General features: G+C 72.6%; 16 protein-coding genes. 5 read left to right on the top strand and 11 right to left on the bottom strand.

What is annotated here, in order from left to right:
• Positions 1-417, bottom strand: coding sequence for an SIP domain-containing protein (locus AC24FB_RS09425; RefSeq protein WP_425715393.1), 417 nt, complete (start codon positions 415-417; stop codon positions 1-3).
• Between the two features lie 285 nt (positions 418-702).
• Between AC24FB_RS09425 and AC24FB_RS09430 the strand changes: the two genes are divergently transcribed.
• Positions 703-2,925 (top strand): malate synthase G, encoded by a 2,223-nt coding sequence (locus AC24FB_RS09430; protein WP_425715394.1) that lies wholly within the window; start codon positions 703-705, stop codon positions 2,923-2,925.
• A gap of 142 nt (positions 2,926-3,067) precedes the next feature.
• On the opposite strand, the gene AC24FB_RS09435 is transcribed toward AC24FB_RS09430, so the two are convergent.
• The 4 genes from AC24FB_RS09435 to AC24FB_RS09450 all read right to left on the bottom strand — a co-directional run bounded on the left by AC24FB_RS09435 (position 3,068) and on the right by AC24FB_RS09450 (position 9,146).
• Entirely contained in the window at positions 3,068-4,975 is a 1,908-nt protein-coding gene (locus AC24FB_RS09435; protein WP_425715395.1) for an ABC-F family ATP-binding cassette domain-containing protein, read from the bottom strand.
• Positions 4,976-5,264: 289 nt separating this feature from the next.
• Positions 5,265-6,440, bottom strand: a complete 1,176-nt coding sequence (locus AC24FB_RS09440) for a MaoC/PaaZ C-terminal domain-containing protein (protein ID WP_425715396.1) — start codon at positions 6,438-6,440, stop codon at positions 5,265-5,267.
• 7 nt (positions 6,441-6,447) lie between these two features.
• Positions 6,448-7,827 carry a 3-oxoacyl-ACP reductase gene (locus AC24FB_RS09445; RefSeq protein WP_425715397.1) on the bottom strand — a complete coding sequence of 460 codons (1,380 nt, stop codon included), beginning with the start codon at positions 7,825-7,827 and terminating at the stop codon, positions 6,448-6,450.
• Positions 7,824-9,146 (bottom strand): acetyl-CoA C-acetyltransferase, encoded by a 1,323-nt coding sequence (locus tag AC24FB_RS09450; protein WP_425715416.1) that lies wholly within the window; start codon positions 9,144-9,146, stop codon positions 7,824-7,826. The genes AC24FB_RS09445 and AC24FB_RS09450 overlap by 4 nt, the downstream gene beginning before the upstream one ends.
• 113 nt (positions 9,147-9,259) lie before the next feature.
• Between AC24FB_RS09450 and AC24FB_RS09455 the strand changes: the two genes are divergently transcribed.
• The 4 genes from AC24FB_RS09455 (at position 9,260) to AC24FB_RS09470 (ending at position 13,454) form a co-directional block, all read left to right on the top strand.
• The gene (locus AC24FB_RS09455; RefSeq protein WP_425715398.1) at positions 9,260-10,312 is read left to right on the top strand and encodes a TetR/AcrR family transcriptional regulator; all 1,053 of its coding nucleotides are present in this window, start codon (positions 9,260-9,262) and stop codon (positions 10,310-10,312) included.
• On the top strand, positions 10,309-12,462 hold the full coding sequence (locus tag AC24FB_RS09460) for an acyl-CoA dehydrogenase family protein (RefSeq protein ID WP_425715399.1): 2,154 nt from the start codon (positions 10,309-10,311) through the stop codon (positions 12,460-12,462). Before AC24FB_RS09455 ends, AC24FB_RS09460 begins: the two co-directional genes overlap by 4 nt.
• Positions 12,463-12,834: 372 nt before the next feature.
• The gene (locus tag AC24FB_RS09465; RefSeq protein ID WP_425715400.1) at positions 12,835-13,068 is read left to right on the top strand and encodes a hypothetical protein; all 234 of its coding nucleotides are present in this window, start codon (positions 12,835-12,837) and stop codon (positions 13,066-13,068) included.
• Complete coding sequence (locus AC24FB_RS09470; RefSeq protein WP_425715401.1) at positions 13,065-13,454, top strand: TA system VapC family ribonuclease toxin; 390 nt, start codon at positions 13,065-13,067, stop codon at positions 13,452-13,454. The genes AC24FB_RS09465 and AC24FB_RS09470 overlap by 4 nt, the downstream gene beginning before the upstream one ends.
• Here the strand turns inward: AC24FB_RS09470 and AC24FB_RS09475 are convergent.
• The 6 genes from AC24FB_RS09475 to AC24FB_RS09500 form a co-directional block, all read right to left on the bottom strand.
• The gene (locus AC24FB_RS09475) at positions 13,379-14,281 is read right to left on the bottom strand and encodes a hypothetical protein (RefSeq protein WP_425715402.1); all 903 of its coding nucleotides are present in this window, start codon (positions 14,279-14,281) and stop codon (positions 13,379-13,381) included. The genes AC24FB_RS09470 and AC24FB_RS09475 overlap by 76 nt on opposite strands.
• Before the next feature lie 179 nt (positions 14,282-14,460).
• Positions 14,461-15,207, bottom strand: coding sequence for a hypothetical protein (locus AC24FB_RS09480; RefSeq protein WP_425715403.1), 747 nt, complete (start codon positions 15,205-15,207; stop codon positions 14,461-14,463).
• Positions 15,204-15,815, bottom strand: coding sequence for a hypothetical protein (locus AC24FB_RS09485; protein ID WP_425715404.1), 612 nt, complete (start codon positions 15,813-15,815; stop codon positions 15,204-15,206). The genes AC24FB_RS09480 and AC24FB_RS09485 overlap by 4 nt, the downstream gene beginning before the upstream one ends.
• A 155-nt stretch (positions 15,816-15,970) precedes the next feature.
• Positions 15,971-16,393 carry a PIN-like domain-containing protein gene (locus tag AC24FB_RS09490; RefSeq protein ID WP_425715405.1) on the bottom strand — a complete coding sequence of 141 codons (423 nt, stop codon included), beginning with the start codon at positions 16,391-16,393 and terminating at the stop codon, positions 15,971-15,973.
• 1 nt (position 16,394) lies between these two features.
• Positions 16,395-17,075 carry a DUF433 domain-containing protein gene (locus AC24FB_RS09495; protein ID WP_425715406.1) on the bottom strand — a complete coding sequence of 227 codons (681 nt, stop codon included), beginning with the start codon at positions 17,073-17,075 and terminating at the stop codon, positions 16,395-16,397.
• Positions 17,076-17,139: 64 nt separating this feature from the next.
• Positions 17,140-17,697 (bottom strand): hypothetical protein, encoded by a 558-nt coding sequence (locus tag AC24FB_RS09500; RefSeq protein WP_425715407.1) that lies wholly within the window; start codon positions 17,695-17,697, stop codon positions 17,140-17,142.
• Positions 17,698-17,728 lie beyond the last annotated feature (31 nt).

Below are 17,728 nucleotides of genomic sequence, written 5' to 3' on the forward strand. Positions count from 1 at the left end.
TCAGGGGTGGCGCCGGTGGGCCTGCGCGTGGTGGTGCTCGTGGATCCGGGCGTGCAGCTCGAGGTGGAGCTCGGCGAGCCGCAGGTTGTCCGCCCCGCCGACCCACACGACGATCGGCCCCTCGTCGGGCGCGTCGCACAGCCACTCGGACAGCCACGCGCGCACGGCACGTTCCACCCGCGCGCCGCGGGGCAGGAGGCGTGCCTCGTCGCCCACCCGGGCGCGGGTCAGCCACCGGACGCCGACCCGGGCGGGCGCGTCGAGCGCTGCGACGTGCTCGTCGGTGTCGACCTCGAGGTAGACCTGGCCGTACGCATTCTCGGGCAGGCGGTCGAGGACCGAGCGGATATAGGGGATGTCGACCTGCTCGCCGACCAGGAGGACGTGCGGGTGGGGGCCAGCGTCGCAGAGGCACATGACCGACAAGTTAGGTAAGGCTCGCCTCACTGGCAAGGGCGTGTCGGGTTCTGGACGAGATCACGCGACCCGTCGTCTCTCCGGCCCGGTGGCGTCACGACCTGCGCCGACGAGGTCTCTGGACGCGTGCGAGCCCCGTTCTCCCCACGATTCGGAACCGGCTTTCCGCTCAGTGGATTACCCTCGTATGAGGATTTCCGGCAGTCCGTAGGCTGGCCCCATGGCGGCCGCCGCGAGGTGGTGCCGGACCGCCGTGACCGCACCTCGAGCCAAGGAGTCCACGAGATGACGACCGCACAGTCCGCCGGCGCGCCAGGGTCCGACGATCGGGTCGAGCGCGCAGGCCTGGACGTCTACGCGCCGCTGGCCGCCTTCGTCGAGGACGAGGCCCTGCCTGGCACCGGCATCGACGCCGACGCTTTCTGGGGCGGCCTCGCCTCGATCATCGCCGACCTCACGCCGGAGAACCGCCGCCTGCTGGGCGTGCGCGACGAGCTCCAGGCCGCGATCGACCAGTACCACAAGGACCAGCCCGGCCTGCCGGACCCCGCCAAGTACACGGAGTTCCTGCGGGAGATCGGCTACCTCGTCGAGGAGCCGGCGGACTTCACCATCACGACGACGAAGGTCGACACCGAGGTCGCCGACGTCGCCGGTCCGCAGCTCGTGGTGCCCCTCCTCAACGCCCGCTTCGCCATCAACGCCGCGAACGCCCGCTGGGGCTCGCTCTACGACGCCCTGTACGGCACGGACGCGATCGCCGACGAGGGCGAGCTCGCCCGCGGCACGGAGTTCAACACCGCCCGCGCGGCGGAGGTCGTGCGCCGCGGCCGCGAGATCCTCGACCAGTCCGTCCCGCTGGAGAGCGGCTCGCACGCCGACGCCACCGCCTACCGGGTCGAGGACGGCGCGCTGCGCGTCGACATCGCCGGAGCAGACTCCGCCGCCGGCACCACCACCGGCCTCGCCGACCCGAGCGCCTTCGTCGGCTATACGGGCGACGCCGCCGCCCCGGCCACTGTGCTCCTCGTCCACAACAAGCTGCACCTCGAGCTCGTCGTCGACCACTCGGGCGCGATCGGCTCCACCGACTCGGCGGGCGTGCAGGACATCGTCGTCGAGTCCGCGATCTCCACGATCATGGACCTCGAGGACTCGGTGGCCGCCGTCGTGCCGGCGGACAAGGTCCTCGGCTACCGCAACTGGCGCGAGCTCGTCAGCGGCACGCTGACGGAGGAGGTGACGAAGAACGGCCGCACCTTCACCCGTTCCCTCAACCCCGACCGCGAGTACACCGGCGCCGACGGCACGCCCCTGGTGCTCCCGGGCCGCTCCCTGCTGTGGATCCGCAACGTCGGCCACCTCATGCGCACGGACGCGGTGAAGGACGCCGAGGGGCAGGACGTGTTCGAGGGCATCCTCGACGCCGCGATCACCGCGCTCGGTACCCTCCCGGACCTGTCCGGCGAGCGCGCGGGCACGAACTCGCGCGAGGGCTCGATCTACGTCGTCAAGCCCAAGATGCACGGGCCGGCGGAGGTCGCGTTCGCGGCCGAGCTCTTCTCCCGCGTCGAGGCGCTCCTCGGCCTCGAGCACGGCACGATCAAGATGGGCATCATGGACGAGGAGCGGCGCACCACCGTCAACCTCCGCGCCGCGATCGCCGAGGCCGCGGACCGCGTGGCGTTCATCAACACCGGCTTCCTCGACCGCACGGGCGACGAGATCCACACCTCCCTGCACGCCGGCGTCGTCCTGCCCAAGGGGCAGATCAAGGGCCTCGAGCTCATGGCCGCCTACGAGACGGCCAACGTCGACGCGGGCCTGCGCGCCGGGTTCTCGGGCAAGGCGCAGATCGGCAAGGGGATGTGGGCGGCGCCCGACCTCATGGCGGACATGCTCGAGCAGAAGGGCGCGCACCCTCGCACGGGTGCGAACACGGCATGGGTGCCCTCGCCGACGGCCGCGACCCTGCACGCGCTGCACTACCTCGAGGTCGACGTCGACGCCGTGCGCGCCGAGATCACCGGCCGCGAGCCGCAGAGCGTCGACCCGATCCTCGTCCCGCCGCTGACGGACCAGGACCTCTCCGATGACGACGTGCGCTCGTCGCTCGACGACAACGTCCAGTCGATCCTCGGCTACGTGGTGCGCTGGATCGACCAGGGCGTCGGCTGCTCGAAGGTCCCGGACATCAACGGCATCGCGCTCATGGAGGACCGCGCCACGCTGCGGATCTCCTCGCAGCTCCTGGCGAACTGGCTGCACCACGGCGTGATCACGGTGGCCGACGTCGACGACGCCCTGCAGCGCCTCGCCCCCGTGGTCGACGAGCAGAACGCCGGCGACCCGAACTACGAGGCGCTCATCGGCGAGGACGGGCCCGGCGTGGCCTTCCGGGCCGCGCGGGCCCTGATCGTCGAGGGTGCGGACCAGCCCAACGGGTACACCGAGCCGATCCTCCACCGGATGCGACGCGAGAAGCTCGGGGCGCCTCCGCAGGTCTGAGGGTCGTCTGGACGTCGATCGTCTGTGGTCGCCCCCGCTGCTGACCGCCTCCCGGTGAGCAAGCGGGGGCGATCTGCATCGGCCCGATGCCCCTGGGGCCGGTGCACCTGGGTTCGGTGGTTCTGGGCCCAGTGTCCGGGGCTCAGTCCGCCTCGGTGAGCCGGCCGGCGTCCATGTGCCAACGCCGCGTCGCACGCACGCCGCCGAGCATCCGGCGGTCGTGCGTCACCAGCAGGACGGTGCCGCCGAACGAGTCGACGGCCTGCTCGAGCTGCTCGACGGCGGGCAGGTCGAGGTGGTTCGTCGGCTCGTCGAGCACGAGGAAGTTGACCCCGCGCGCCTGGAGGAGCGCGAGCGCGGCGCGGGTGCGCTCGCCGGGGGAGAGGGAGCCTGACGGTCGCGTCGCGCGGTCGCCGGCGAGCCCGAACTTGGCGAGCAGCGTGCGGGACTCCTCGGGCGAGAGGCCGGAGGCGTCGGTGAACGTCCTGGTCAGAGGCTCGTTTCCGTCGAACGTGTCGCGGGCCTGATCCACCTCCCCGACGACGACGCCCGACCCGAGCGATGCCCGTCCCTCGTCGGGGGCGAGCCGCCCGAGCAGGAGCGCGAGCAGGGTCGACTTCCCCGAGCCGTTCGCGCCCGTGAGGACTACGCGGTCGCCCCACGACATCTCGGCGGTGACCGGCCCGAGCGTGAAGGTGCCCGCGGAGGGCTGGTGAGCTGCGTCGTCGCGGGGCGAGTCCGTGGGGCGAGCGGAGCCTGCGGCGCCGGCGAGCGGTGAGGTGGCTGCGGAGCCGAGGGTGACGACGGCGTCGTCGAGCGTGGCGACGACCGTGCCCGAGCGCGGCGCCTCGGCCACCGTCATCCGCAGCTGCCACTCCTTGCGGGGCTCGGGGACCTCCTCGAGGCGTTCGATCGCGCGCTCGGTCTGGGAGATCTTCGCCGCGAGCTTCTCGGTACGGGCCTTGGCCGCGTGGATGATGTGCTTGTCGCCGTCGGTGGCCTTCTTGCGGGCGTTCCGGATGCCCGTGGAGGTCCACTCCTTCTGCTGCTGGTGGCGGGCCTTGAGGCCGGAGACCTTGTCGGCGTAGGCGTCGTAGGCCTCGCGGGCCCGGCGGCGGGCCACGGCGCGTTCGGCCAGGTAGGACTCGTAGCCGCCGTCGTAGACGGACACCTGGTGCTGCGCGGAGTCGATCTCGACGATGCCGGTGGTCGTGCGCGCGAGGAACTCGCGGTCGTGGCTGACGACGACGATGCCCTGCCGCGCCCCCGCCACGAACGTCTCGAGCTGCTCGAGCCCGGCGAGATCGAGGTCGTTGGTGGGCTCGTCGAGCAGGAGGATGTCGTAGCGCTGGAGGAGGAGCACGGCGAGCGACGCGCGGGCCGCCTCGCCGCCCGAGAGCGTGGTGGTCGCGGCGTCGAGCTCGGCGGCCAGCCCGAGCCGTGAGACGACCTCCGCCGTGCGTTCGGCCAGGTCGGCGCCACCGAGGGCGAGCCATCTGTCGAGCGCGGTCGCGTACCGGTCCTCGGCAGCGCGGCCGGGATCGGTGGCGGCGAGCGCGGCCGCGGCGTCGTTCATCTCGGCCTCCGCCGCCGCGACCCCCGTGCGACGCCCGATCATCGCCGCGAGCGTCTCGCCGGGCCGGCGGTCGGGCTCCTGGGCAAGAAGCCCGACGGTCGCCGTCGGGGGTGCGAGCACCACCTGCCCGCTGACCTCCGGCCCCCCGTCGTCGAGATTGCGGTTGGGAGCACCCGACCCGGCCGTGCTGTCGTCGAGATTGCGGTTGGTGGCCCGCGTGCCGGCGCTCTCGTCGAGATTGCGGTTGGGAGCTCGTCCGGTCGTATCGGCATGTCCGCCCCCATGGTCGAGAGTGTGGTCCAGCGAACGCGTGTCGGCCGCGGCAAGAATCTCGAGCAAGGTCGACTTGCCCGCGCCGTTGGGACCCGCGAGGCCCCACACCTCGCCCGGTGCGACGGTCAGGTCGAGGTCCGAGAACAGCTCGCGTGGGCCCCGGAGGGCGCGCAGCCCGATCGCGCGCAGGGTGGCAGACATGGGCGCCAGCGTAGGTCGGGCCCTGCCGGTGGCCGAACTCATTCCGGTGGGGAGCGACTCGGCTCTCACGGACGTGTCGTGAGGTGCTCCAGTGGTGCGGGATACGGGTGTGACTGCCCTGATCAGCAGTGGTGTTCCCGCACCCCGCACGCAGCCATAACGGGGCCGAACGACCAGGTGTCCGGTGGGTGACGGACCGGTGTCGGGCCGTGCTCCACAGGATGTTCGGCTTGTCCACGGGTGTGTGCACACGGGTGTGGACACAGCCTGTGGACAAGCCGGCGGTCGGTCAGCTCCCCGCGGTCGTCACGACGGTCGTCGCGTGGACCTTGCCGCGCTTGGGGTCCCATACCACGCTCCGGGTTGTGATCGGCCCGTTATCAGCCTCGCGATGCTCGACAGCCCCCGCGTAGGGCGCCCCTGATGCCTGCATCACATCGTTGACCTGCGCATACGCCACCTTCGCCGGAAGAATCACCGGCGACCCGAACTCCACGTCCCACGTGGTGGACCCGGGGCGACCGGCCGCGTGGAGCGCCCGCGCGGCCGTGTACATGCCGTGCGCGATGCGCCGCGGGAACCCGAACGCGCGCGCTCCCAAACGGGAGGTGTGGATCGGATTGCGATCCCGCGAGACCTGTGCATAGGTGTGGATGTCGCTCTCGGAGACCGCCCACAGCGCCTGCGGACGGTGCGGGATCTCGACGCGCGGCCGCTCCTCGGCTGCCGGCCCGCGGTCGAGTCCGGTCGGAGCCGAGCCCTTGGCCAGGTACGTCGCTCGTCCGGACCACACGGGCTCGCCCTTCGAGGTGCGTGCGAGGACCGACAGATCGACCGTCGTCCCCCGCTTGTGCTCCCGCGCGTCGTGCGCCCAGGCGGTCACGGTGAGCTCCTCGCCGAGGCGCACCGGCCGCGTCTGCGTGATCCGGTTGGACACGTGGATCATGCCGAGCGGCGAGAACGGGAAGTCCGCCCGCGCCATGAGTGCCACGGCCAACGGGAACGCGAGGACGTGCACGAAGCCCGGGGGCAGCGTGTCGTCCACGGGCGCGCCCACGAGGTGCTGGTACGCGGTGAGGTGCTCGGCGTCGGCCCGGACGGGACCGGCAGCCAGCGCCACCTCGGGCAGCCCCGCCGCCGGCCGCGAGGCGAGGACGGCCTGCGCCGAGCGCCCGAGCACGGTCCGGTAGGTGGCCCCGAGCGGCGGGACGTCCCCGACCTCCTCGACCCGGAACGACGACGGAGGACCGAAGAACGCACCGTCGTCGTCGGAGGTTTCTCCGCTGTTCCGGTCGGAGTCCAGCGTCCCCTCGCGCGTGTACGGCGATGCGCTCGCGTGCCGCGGAGAGGTCTGCTCGCTCGCCGAACGGGGGAGGGAGCCGGACCGATCACCGGCGGACATCCCCTTGTTCGTCGCACCGGGGAGGTCGCCCGACGGCTCCGGGTGGTACGTCCCGTTGGTCATCGCGGGATCACTTCCCCACGAGGAGCTGGCCGCACACGCGCAGCACCTCGCCGTTGACGCCACCGGCCTGCGGGGAGGCGAGGAACGCGATCGCCTCGGCCACGTCGACCGGGAGCCCGCCCTGCTGCAGCGAGGACATCCGCCGGGACATCTGGCGCGGCACCGGCGGGATCTTCGCCGTCATGTCCGTCTCGATGAACCCGGGCGCCACGGCGTTGGCAGTCCCGCCGGATGCCGCCATCAGCGGGGCCAGCGCGCGGGTCATCCCGATGATCCCGGACTTCGCGTACCCGTAGTTCGTCTGGCCGCGGTTGCCGGCGATGCCGGAGGTCGAGGCCAGCGAGATGATCCTTGGAGCGTGCGCGGCGTCGCCGAGCACGCCGGGCTCCACGAACGTCTCGTTCATCGTCACGGGAGCGGCGATGTTGACCGCGAGCAGGTCGGCAAACCGGTCCTCGGTCATGTTGGCGAGCAGCTTGTCCCGCAGGATCCCGGCGTTGTGCACCACCACGTCGAGCCGGCCGTACCGCGCGTGGGCGGCGGCGAGGATCCTCTCAGCGGCGTCCTCGCGCGTGACGTCGAGCTGCACGGCGATGCCGCCGGCCTTGTTGACCGTGGAGGCCAGGGCCTCGCCGGCGGCGGGCACGTCGATGCCGACCACGTGGGCGCCGTCCCGGGCGACCACGCGCGCGATCTCCGCGCCGATGCCGCGCGCGGCACCGGTCACCGCGACGACGAGACCCGTGAGCGGGCGCGCCCAGTCCGCGGGCGCCTCCCCGCCGGGACCGGCCGCAAGGACCTGACCGTCGACGAACGCCGAGCGCGCCGACAGCAGGAACCGGGCGGCACCCGCCGGCGACGGATCGCCCGCAGACACGCCCCCGACCAGGGCGATCGCGTTCCCGGTCGCCCCGGCGCGCAGCTCCTTGGCGAGCGACCGGACGAACCCGTCCACACCCGCTCGGGCGGCCGCGAGCCTCGGCGCGTCCCCCTCCTCGGCGGCCCGGGAGACCACGAGCACCCGGCCGTTCGGCGCGAGGTCACGCAGCGTCCCACCCACCTCGAGCGCCGGGTCGGTGAGGTCGGCGCTCCGCTCGAGCCCGGTCGCCACGAGCACGACGGCGCCGAGCTTCCGCGAGGCCCCCGGACCGGCGTCGCGGCGGACGTCGGCGCCCCAGGCGAGCAGGTGCTCCACCAGGGCCTCGGAGTCGACCCGCGCGGCGTCGGACCCGTCGGTGAGGACGAGAACCGGCCCCGGCGTCAGCGGGGAGTCGACCGCCGTAAGGTCGTCGGTGCGGCGCAGGACCGCGGGCCGGGGCAGGCCGAGCTGCTTGGCGACCGCACTGCCCGCGCCGCCGTTGACGAAGGAGAGGTAGGAGTCGTTCACGCCGCCTCCAGGATCATCGCGACGGCCTGGCCGCCGGCCGCGCACACCGAGATGAGTCCGAGGGCCTTCTCGCCGGGGCGGACCTGGGACTCGCCACGCTCGGCGAGGAGCTTGGACAGCGTGCCGACGATCCGGCCGCCGGTCGCGGCGAACGGGTGCCCGGCGGCGAGCGAGGAGCCCGCCACGTTGAGGCGGCTGCGGTCCACGGTGCCCACGGGCTCGCTGCGGCCGAGGCGCTCGCGCGCGAAGGTCTCGTCCTCGAGCGCCGCCAGGGTGGAGAGCACGGTGGACGCGAAGGCCTCGTGGATCTCGACGAGGTCGAAGTCCGCGAGCGTGAGGCCGGTGCGCTCGAGCAGGGCGGGGATCGCGAACGCGCCGCCCATCAGCAGGCCCTGCGCGCCGTCGACGAAGGAGACCGCGCCGGGCTGCGCGTCGACCACGTGCGCGAGGACGGGCAGGCCACGCTCGGCGGCCCACTCGTCGGAGGAGAGCAGGACCGCGGAGGCGCCGTCGGACAGCGGGGTCGAGTTGCCGGCGGTCATCGTGGCCGGCGGCGCACCCTCGGGCAGGTTCTTGGTTCCGAAGACCGGCTTGAGCTTGCCCAGCTTCTCGAGCGACGTGTCCGGGCGCAGCGCCTCGTCCTTCGTCAGGCCCCGCAGCGGGGTGAGCAGGTCGTCGAAGAACCCGCGCTCGTACGCGGCGGCGAGGTTCTGGTGCGAGGCGAGCGCGAGCTCGTCCTGCGCCTCCCGGGTGATGCCCCACGCGGCGGTGGTCAGCGCCTGGTGCTCGCCCATCGAGAGGCCGGTCCGGGGCTCGTTGACGTCGGGCGCGACGGGCGCGAGGTCCGCCGGGCGGATCTTCGCGAACGCCTTGAGCCGGTCGGTGGTGGAACGGGCGCGCGAGGCCGTGAGCAGGATCCGGCGCAGCCTCTCGCTGACGACGATCGGGGCGTCCGACGCCGAGTCGGTCCCACCCGCGACGCCGACCTCGATCTGGCCGAGCGCGATCTTGTTCGCCACTCCGACCGCGGCCTCCATGCCCGTGGCGCACGCGCGCTGGACGTCGTAGGCCGGCGTGGTGGGGTCGAGCGCGGTGCCGAGGACGGACTCGCGGGTGAGGTTGAAGTCCTTGGGCTGCTTGAGCACGGCGCCGGCCGCGACCTCGTCGAGGCGCTCGCCGGCGAGGCCGGTGCGGGCCACGAGGCCCTCGATCGCGGCCGTCAGCAGGTCCTTCGGGCTCAAGGAGCTGTAGGCCGAGCCGGCCTTGCCGAACGGGGTGCGGTTCGCGGCCACGACGGCGGCGCGGCGCGGGGTGGGCATGGGGATCACGTGGGTCCTCGCTTCGCTGGGACGGACGGGCGGAACGGTAGACAGCCGGTCGGACGGCACGGAGAAAACTGGCCGGTACCGAAAGTACCTGATACTTTGAGTCCATGGTACAGCCCGAGAGCGAGGATGTCGCGGGCAGCGTGGTGCCCGCCGCCGCGCCAAGCGCCGCCGCGCCCGTGGTCGCGCGTCCCGCCAGCGGGGCGCCGCGTGCCGACGGCCGCACGACGAGGTGGGCGGACCACCGCGCCACCCGCACGCTCGAGCTCGTGCGCGCCGCGAGGCGCTGCGTCCACGAGCAGGGCCCCGACGTCTCGATGGACGACCTCGCCGCCCACATGGGCACCTCGAAGTCGATCCTCTACCGCTACTTCACGGACAAGGCCGGGCTGCAGCGGGCCGTCGGCCAGCACGTCCTTCAGCGCATCCTGCGCGAGCTGACCGAGGCCGCCGGCCACTCCGGCGGTCCGCGCGAGCGCATCCACGCGATGGTGGCCGCCTACCTGCGCCTCGTCGACGACGCCCCGCACGTCTACGCGTTCGTCACCTCGCCCACGGCCGAGGCCTCGGGCGACGTCCGCGGGTTCGTCGCCGAGGTCGACGTCATCGTCGCCCGCACGCTCGTGCCCGCGGTCCTCGGGCTCGACGACGACAGTCAGGTCGACCGCATCTCGCCCGCGACGGCCACGCGGGCCACCCTGTGGGCGTCCGGGGTCACCGGCACGGTGCGCTCCGTCGCGGACAGGTGGCTCGCCGCGCGCGCCGAGATCGAGTCACGGTCCGACGACGCCGAACGGCCCGCCGCGGACCCCGTCCCCGGGACGACCCCCGACGAGGCGGACGCAACCGCGGGGCGAGGCTCCGCCGTCGTGCCCGGGACGACCAACGACCAGGGGGACGTGCCCGCGGGGCGAGGCTCCGCCGTCGTGCCCGGTCCGTCCCCCGACCAGGGGGACCCGACGACGCAGCGAGGCGGCGTCGTCGGGGGACTGCCCCTCAGCGAGATCGACGATGCCGTCGCCGGCATCGAGCGGGACGAGCTCGCCGCCTTCATCGCCTCGTGGCTGTGGGACGGGGCCGTCGGCGTGCTGCGCCGCGCCCGGACCGACACCAGACCCCGCACCGTCCCGACCACCAAGACCGACAAGGACGTCTCGTGACCCAGACCCCCATCCGCCCGACGGACAGCACCCCGACGACCACGCCGTCGGCCCACACACCGGCCTCGGTCGACCGGCCCGACCTGCGCATCGACGTCGCCGAGCTCACCCGCCTGGTCGGCGGCCGCTGGTGGCACCTGCGCCAGGGCGCGCGCGACCTCGCGCTCGACCCGCGCATGCGCAAGATCGAGGGCCTGAGCCACCACGAGCACCGCGAGCGTGTGCTCACCCAGCTCCACCTGCTCACCGAGATCGGCGACCCGCTGCGCGCCTTCCCCACGCGCCTGGGCGGGAAGGACGACCACGGCGGCTCGCTCGCGACGTTCGAGGAGCTCGTCGTCGCCGACCCGTCGTTGCAGATCAAGGCGGGCGTGCAGTGGGGGCTGTTCGCGTCGGCGATCCTCCACCTCGGCACCGCCGAGCAGCACGACCGCTTCCTGCCCGGCGCCATGGACCTCACGGTCCCCGGCGCCTTCGCGATGACCGAGCGCGGGCACGGTTCCGACGTCTCCGGCGTGCTCACCACGGCCACCTACGACGCCGACACGGACGAGATCGTCGTGCACACCCCGGTCGAGGCCGCGCAGAAGGAGTACCTCGGCAACGCCGCCCTGCACGGGGTCGCGGCGGTCGTGTTCGCGCAGCTGATCGTCGGCGGCGTCAACCACGGCGTGCACGCGATGTACGTGCCCGTGCGCGAGCAGCGGCCCGACGGCTCGCTCGTGCTCCTGCCCGGCGTGGGCAGCGCGGACGACGGCGTCAAGGGCGGCCTCAACGGCATCGACAACGGGCGCCTGTGGTTCGACCACGTGCGCATCCCGCGCGTCAACCTCCTGCCCCGGTACGGATCGATCACGGAGGACGGGACCTACTCCTCGCCGATCGAGTCGCCCGGGCGCCGGTTCTTCACGATGCTCTCCACGCTCGTCCAGGGGCGGGTGTCGCTGTCGAACGCGGCGTCCGGCTCCGCGCGGATGGCGCTCGCGATCGCGGTGACCCACGCGGAGCAGCGGCGCCAGTTCACCGGCGGCGACCCGCAGGAGGAGGTCGTCCTCCTCGACTACCAGCGCCACCAGCGCCGGCTGCTGCCGAGGATCGCCCGCACGTACGCGCTGTCCTTCCTCGGGGCCGAGCTGCTCGAGCGGTTCGACGACGTCTTCTCCGGCCGGCACGACACCGACGAGGACCGCCAGGACCTCGAGACCCTCGCCGCCGCCACGAAGCCGCTGGCCACGTGGAACGCGCTCGACACGATCCAGGAGGCGCGCGAGGCCTGCGGCGGCGCCGGCTACATGGCGGAGAACCGGCTGACCGGCCTGCACCAGGACCTCGACGTGTACGCCACGTTCGAGGGGGACAACAACGTGCTCCTCCAGCTCGTCGGGAAGCGGCTGATGACCGACGCCGGCAGGGAGATGATGCAGATGGACGTGGCGGGCACCGTGCGGTGGGTCGCCGCGCGCGCCGCCGACACGGCCCTGCACCGCACGCCGCTGCGCCGGGCGGCGCAGTCGATCCGGGACTCCGGTTCGAAGGCGCGCTCCGCCGGGCACCTGCGCTCCGCCGACGTCCAGCGCGAGCTCCTCGAGGAGCGCGTGGAGACGATGGTCGAGGAGATCGTCCTCGGGATGCGCGCCGCCCGCGGCGAGTCCGACGAGAAGGCCTTCGAGGTCTTCAACTCCCACCAGGACCGGATCATCGCCGCGGCGCGTGCGCACGGCGAGCTGCTCGCGTGGGAGGCGTTCACCGACGCCCTGTCGCGCGTGCGGGACAAGGAGACCTTCGAGGTGCTGCGGACCGTGCGCGACCTCTACGGCCTCACCGTCATCGAGGCCGACCTCGCCTGGTACCTCGTCAACGGCCGGATGACCATGCAGCGCGCGAAGACCGTGACCAGCTACGTCGAGCGGCTGCTGGCGCGGCTGCGGCCGCACGCGAAGGCGCTGGTCGACGGGTTCGGGTACTCGCCCGAGCACCTCGGCGCGACGATCGCCGGCCCGGGGGAGGGGGAGCGGCAGCGCGCGACGCGGGAGTACCAGCGGCGGCTGCGCGCTTCCGGCGAGGCGCCCGTGGACGAGAAGACGATGCGGGCGCGGGCGAAGCAGGCGTCCCAGGACGCGACGGCGGAACAGCCCGGCGCGCCTGCCTGACTAGTTCCTTCGCCGACCGTTCCCAACCTTTCGCCGACCTCACCTTTCGACGACCTAACAGGTTGTGCGCTGACCCCGCCGACGCCGTCGGCTGTCTCGGCTGTCGGTGTGTGAGGTCGGCGGAGGGGCGGTCGCCACCGCGCCGACCCAGGGAGTTGTGTGCCGAGCCAAGGTGTTGTGCGCCGACCCAGGTAGTTATGTGCCGAACCAGGTAGTTATGTGCCGAACCCACCGACGCCGTGACCTGGCTCGGCACTCAACCCGCAGGCTCGGCGTTAAACCCCTGGCTCGGCAGTCAATGTCTGAGGTCGTCGGGGGCGAGAGCTTCCGCATCGATAGGCGCATCGAGTCTGCATCACGTACGATGCAGTCATGCGCACCACCGTCGATCTGCCCCCCGCGGTGCATCGACGTGCCGTGGAGCTGGCCCGCTCCCGTGGCACGTCGCTGTCGTCCGTGCTCGCTGAGCTCACCGTCCGCGGCCTCGGGCAGCTCGACGCGCCGGTCGAGATCAGCACGAACCCGCTGACCGGTCTCCCGGTGCTCTCCGTCGGCCGTCGGGTGACGTCGCAGGACGTGGCTGACGCGCTGGACGACGAGCCGTGACCCACCTCCTGGACGCGAACGTGCTCATCGCGCTCGCAGTCGCCGAGCACGAGCACCATGAGCGGGCAGCAGCCTGGCTCGCCGGCGTGGAGACGTTCGCGCTGTGCCCCGTGGTCGAAGGTGCACTCGTGCGGTTCCTCGTCCGGACCGGCGAGGGAACTGCTGCCGCGGCGGCTCTGCTCGACGGGTTCGGCGGTCATCCGGCGTGCCGGTTCTGGAGTGACGATCTGTCGTACCGCGATGTCGAGCTCGACGGGATCCACGGGCACCGCGAGGTGACGGACACCTATCTCGTCGCCCTCGCGCGCCATCACGAAGGCCGCCTCGCCACCTTCGACTCGGCGCTCGCCGCCCGGTTCCCCGACGCGACGACGATGGTCCCGTAGTCGGCCGGACGCCTCCCCTCCACGCGCACCCACGTCCGTTGCGTCTCCAGCGCCCAGAACCACACGAACAGCGCGATCTCGTACCACTCGACGGCGAGCAGCCGGTACTCCCACCCGATCAGGTGCAGCACCCCGAAGATCGGCGCCCCCGCCACCATCAGCCAGAAGATCAGCTGGTAACGGCGGCGCAGGTCGCGGCGGCCCGAGTCGAGGGAGGCGTGCGGCCGCCCGGCCAGCTCCGGCCACGCGTGACTAGCCACCGCGATCGCGAGGTTGACGATGAGCAGCACCGCGGCTGCCACGTGGATTCCCGCGAAGTCGCCTCCCTCGACCACCCGCCAGACCACGAGCCCGACGAACGCCACGAGCACCACGTTCATCGCGTTCGCCGCCACCCGGGTCAGCCGGTGCCGCTCGATCGGCGCCGGCCGCGACGGCGAGAACCGCAGCTCCAGCACGACGAACACCACCGACATCACCAGCACCGTCACGCAGGTGGCCCGCAGGGCGGTGACCATCTCGTGGCGTGCGGCGTCGTCGAGGGCGTCGAGCGTGGGCCCGATCGAGGTCGGCACGAGCGCCACGAAGATCGCGAAGAACCCCGCGACGTCGAGGCTGAAGTCCTCCAGCGCCGACGCGCCGCGGTACGCCACCAGGCACGCCGCGATCGCCATCATCACGCCGACGAACATGTCCCGGATCGGCCCCAGGTAGTACGCGCTGATCGACTCCTCGATCGCGCCAAGCCAGAAGAACGCGAGCACGGACCCGAGCAGCAGCAGCGCCGGCAGCGTCATGAGCATGAGCCGCAGGTACAGGTACGTCACCCGAGACACCGCGCCCGACGCCGGAGCCTCGCCCGCGTTGTCTGCCTCGCCCGGGGCGAGGGTCGGGTCGGTCGCGGGGCGCCGCCCCGATGGTCGACCGTCGCCCGCCCGATCCGCCCCTGCACTCACGGCGTCAGGTTATCCAGCGCCGCCGACGTCGGTCCCACCCGCGCGGTCGCTCAGCGCCGCCGCCAGAGGTCCTGGTCGGGCGGGGTGGCCCAGGGCCGGTCGGCCGGTGCGCTCGGGCGCGCGGTGGCCGGGCGGGGATGTGCGCCGTCGGGCGTGGTCTTGGCGGTTGCGGGGCTGGCGGTTGCGGAGGGAGACGGCGAATCGGGCGGTCCGGCAGGGCGGTGGGAAGCGGGGCGGTGCCGGTCGTCGTCGGGGGCGGTGGTCGTCCCCGCATCGTCGGCGCGGTCCCGCTCCTGCATGACGTGCTCGGCGAGGCGGCGGGCCGTGGCCGCGCGGCGTGCGGGCGAGTTCACCCGCGCGGCGATCGGCAGGAGCAGCAGCGCGAGCAGGATGCCCACGCCGATCGCCTCCTTCCACAGGACCGGCCAGAGCCCGGGGCGCAGGACCGCCCCGTTGTCCGCGAGGCAGACGAAGCTGGTGGAGACGCCTTGTCCGCCGTCGGCGAGGGCGGTGGTCGTCGAGATCGCGCGGACGTCCTCGTAGCCAGGCGGGCAGATGAAGCCGAGGGGTTGCAGCAGCTCGACGTGCCCCGGCCAGATGAACCACAGCGCCATGAGCACGAACGGGACGATCGGCGCGGCGATGAGCACGGCGAGGAGGGGGACGGCGAGCGCGCTGCCGCCGGGGTCGAGTGCGGACGCGGACGCGGACGCGGTTGCGGTTGCCGGGGCGGACCGGGCCGGGGCCGTGCGCGAGTGCGGGGGCGTGGAGGGGTGTCCGGCGTCGGGCATGGTCATTGGACGAGCTCCCCGTCGGCGTCGAAGGTGACGCGCTCGACCGTGCGCCGTGGATCGCTGAACGTGAACGCGATCTCGGGCGCGCAGTGCGGTGGCATGCCGGGTGGGTCGCCGGTGGGGGACATCGCGTGGGCGTCGGTGGCGCGTGGAGGGGCGCAGCTGACGGCGAGGTCGACGGCCATCTCGCCGGGGGCGACGCCGCGGAGCGCGAGGGCCTCGTCGTAGAGCTCGCCGATCCGGTCGAGCGCGGGGACGTCGGAGAGGACGAACCAGCCGTCGACGGCGTCGGTCGGGTAGGGGCCGATGTTCGACGCGTCGTCGAGGCCGCGCACGTTCCACTGGTCCCACAGAGGCTCGGTGGCCGGCGAGGCGAGGACGGTGACGTGCTCGGGGGACGCGTTCATGCGGTTGATGGCGAGCTGGGCGGGGCTCACGTCGAGGGCTCCGGCGACGGCGTCCCGGGCGGACTCGAAGCGCTCCCGGTCGGCGCTCGGGCCGCGGTGGGCGGCCTCGTCGAGGACCTCGTGGTACGGCTCGGCGCCGACGCAGGCGGTGAGCGTGGTGGCGAGCGCGGCGGTGACGATCACGAGCCCGACGGCGGAGCGCACCCCGTGCCTCCGCCTCCCCTGCGTCGTGGTCGAGCCCGGGGGAGTGGGGAGAGGGTCTCTCACGAGGCCAAGGTAAGCGTGATCACAGGTGGCGGGACCCGGCGGCCGGGGGGAGCGGTGCCCATGCGGGTGGCGCTGCGATGTCGTGGTCGTCGTCAGTCCGGCTCCCGAAGTCGGATCGGTCGTGGACCGGTCGCGCCGAGCGACAGCGCCCATGGGCCCGGCCCGAGCTTGACCGCCTGTCGCTGAAGTCGTTGTTCATGCCTGAGGAAGAGATCGACCTGATCGGACGGCGAGAGGTCGCGCTTGGCGCCGATCCACACGGATCGGATGCCGTGCTCCCAATAGACGCGCAGCTCGGCTGGGCGCGTGCGAATCCGGCGGTCGCGACTGAGCACGATCAGGTCGCGGTGAGCGATCACAGGCATCCACTCGGTGTCAGGGGTGCCGAGAGGGACCTCGGGGAGGTCCGGGTGGTCGGGGAAGAGAATGTCGGTCCGTCCCGCGCGATGAAGGAGCAGGCCCAGTCCGAGTGCGTTCTCGTCGGTGAAGTACCTCGGGGCCGGCGGCACCTCCATGTCAGGCGACCCGGTCGGTGCTCGCGATCATCTCGAACCTCAGCGCGGAGTCCACCTGGTCGGGGCTGAGTGAGTAAAGGTCAGCGAGTTCCTCGCGGTTGGAGCCCGCACGGTAGGCCTCAGCAAGAACCTCGGTCCTCACGTTGCGGACCGCAGGCTGGCCGAAGGCATGGCGGGGGTCCATCACGACCTCGGGGGCGTATCGGTGGAGTCGGAGGCGGCCCGCGACCGCGCCCTCGTAGTCGATCGACCGATGGAATCGTTCGGCGGCCTCGGTGAGCACGAACTGTCCGTCTCGGACGACGACCATGCGTAACGGCCGATCCAGGCCCACGTCGTCCTGGACCAGTTGGACCAGCTCTCGGCCCTCGACGTCGAGGAACGGGCGCGCGTGCGCGAGCGGATAGCGCCCGAAGGTCTCCCGGAGCTTCTCGATCGCCGGGCGCATGCGCGCGACGGCCACGTCAGGTGCCCGGAACTCGGCCAGGAGTCGGGCCTCGACCATCTCGCCCCAGGTGACCTCGTCGGAGCCCGTGGGTTCCTCTCGAAGGACCGGTTCGTAGAAGGTCTCGCGCCGTGTGTAGCCCTCGAGCCACCGACGCCCGGTCCCCGGCTGGAGCGCGACCAGTCGGTCTACGTCCGCGTAGGAGTAGAGCGCTCGGTCGAGCAGGGAGGCTGTCATGACCGGATTCTCGCACTCGGGATCCGGCGTTGCTCGCGTTATCAACAGGGTGGCGCGGGGTGCGTCAGCGCTTGCCCCAGAGGTCGTCGACCGGGCCGCTCGCCCAGCCGCCTGAGGTGGGGGTGGCCGGGCCGGCCGGTGCTGTCGGGTAGCTCGAGGTGGTCGGGCCGGCAGACGTGGGGTTGCCGGCCGCCTGGGTGACCGGGGGCTGTGGGGCGGTCGGGCCGGACGACGAGCCTCTCCGCGACGGCAGCACGGCGATGAACACGACGACCGCGACGACCACCAGTCCGATCATCACCGTCTCGCGCCAGATCACGCTCCACCAACCGGGGTCGAGGACGGCGCCGGAGGCGCTCCGGCACAGCTCCCTCGTGTCGATGATCGGATCCTCGCCCACCTCGGAGTACGTGCGGCTGAACTCGTTGGCGAGTGCGTAGCCGTCGGGGCAGAACAATGCGTCGGGGAAGTAGTTGATGTGCGTCGGCCAGACACCCCACGCGAGGATCAGCATCGGGACCACGGCGATGAGGACGAAGCAGACCGACGCGGCCAGGGGGAGGAGGAAGTTCTGCAGGACCTTCAGCGCGGGACGGGGGCGGTCGGCCCGCTCGTTGTGCACGGTCTCATCCTGCGCCACGAGGCGGGCGCGC

The sequence above is a fragment of the Georgenia sp. Z1344 genome (assembly GCF_057652375.1).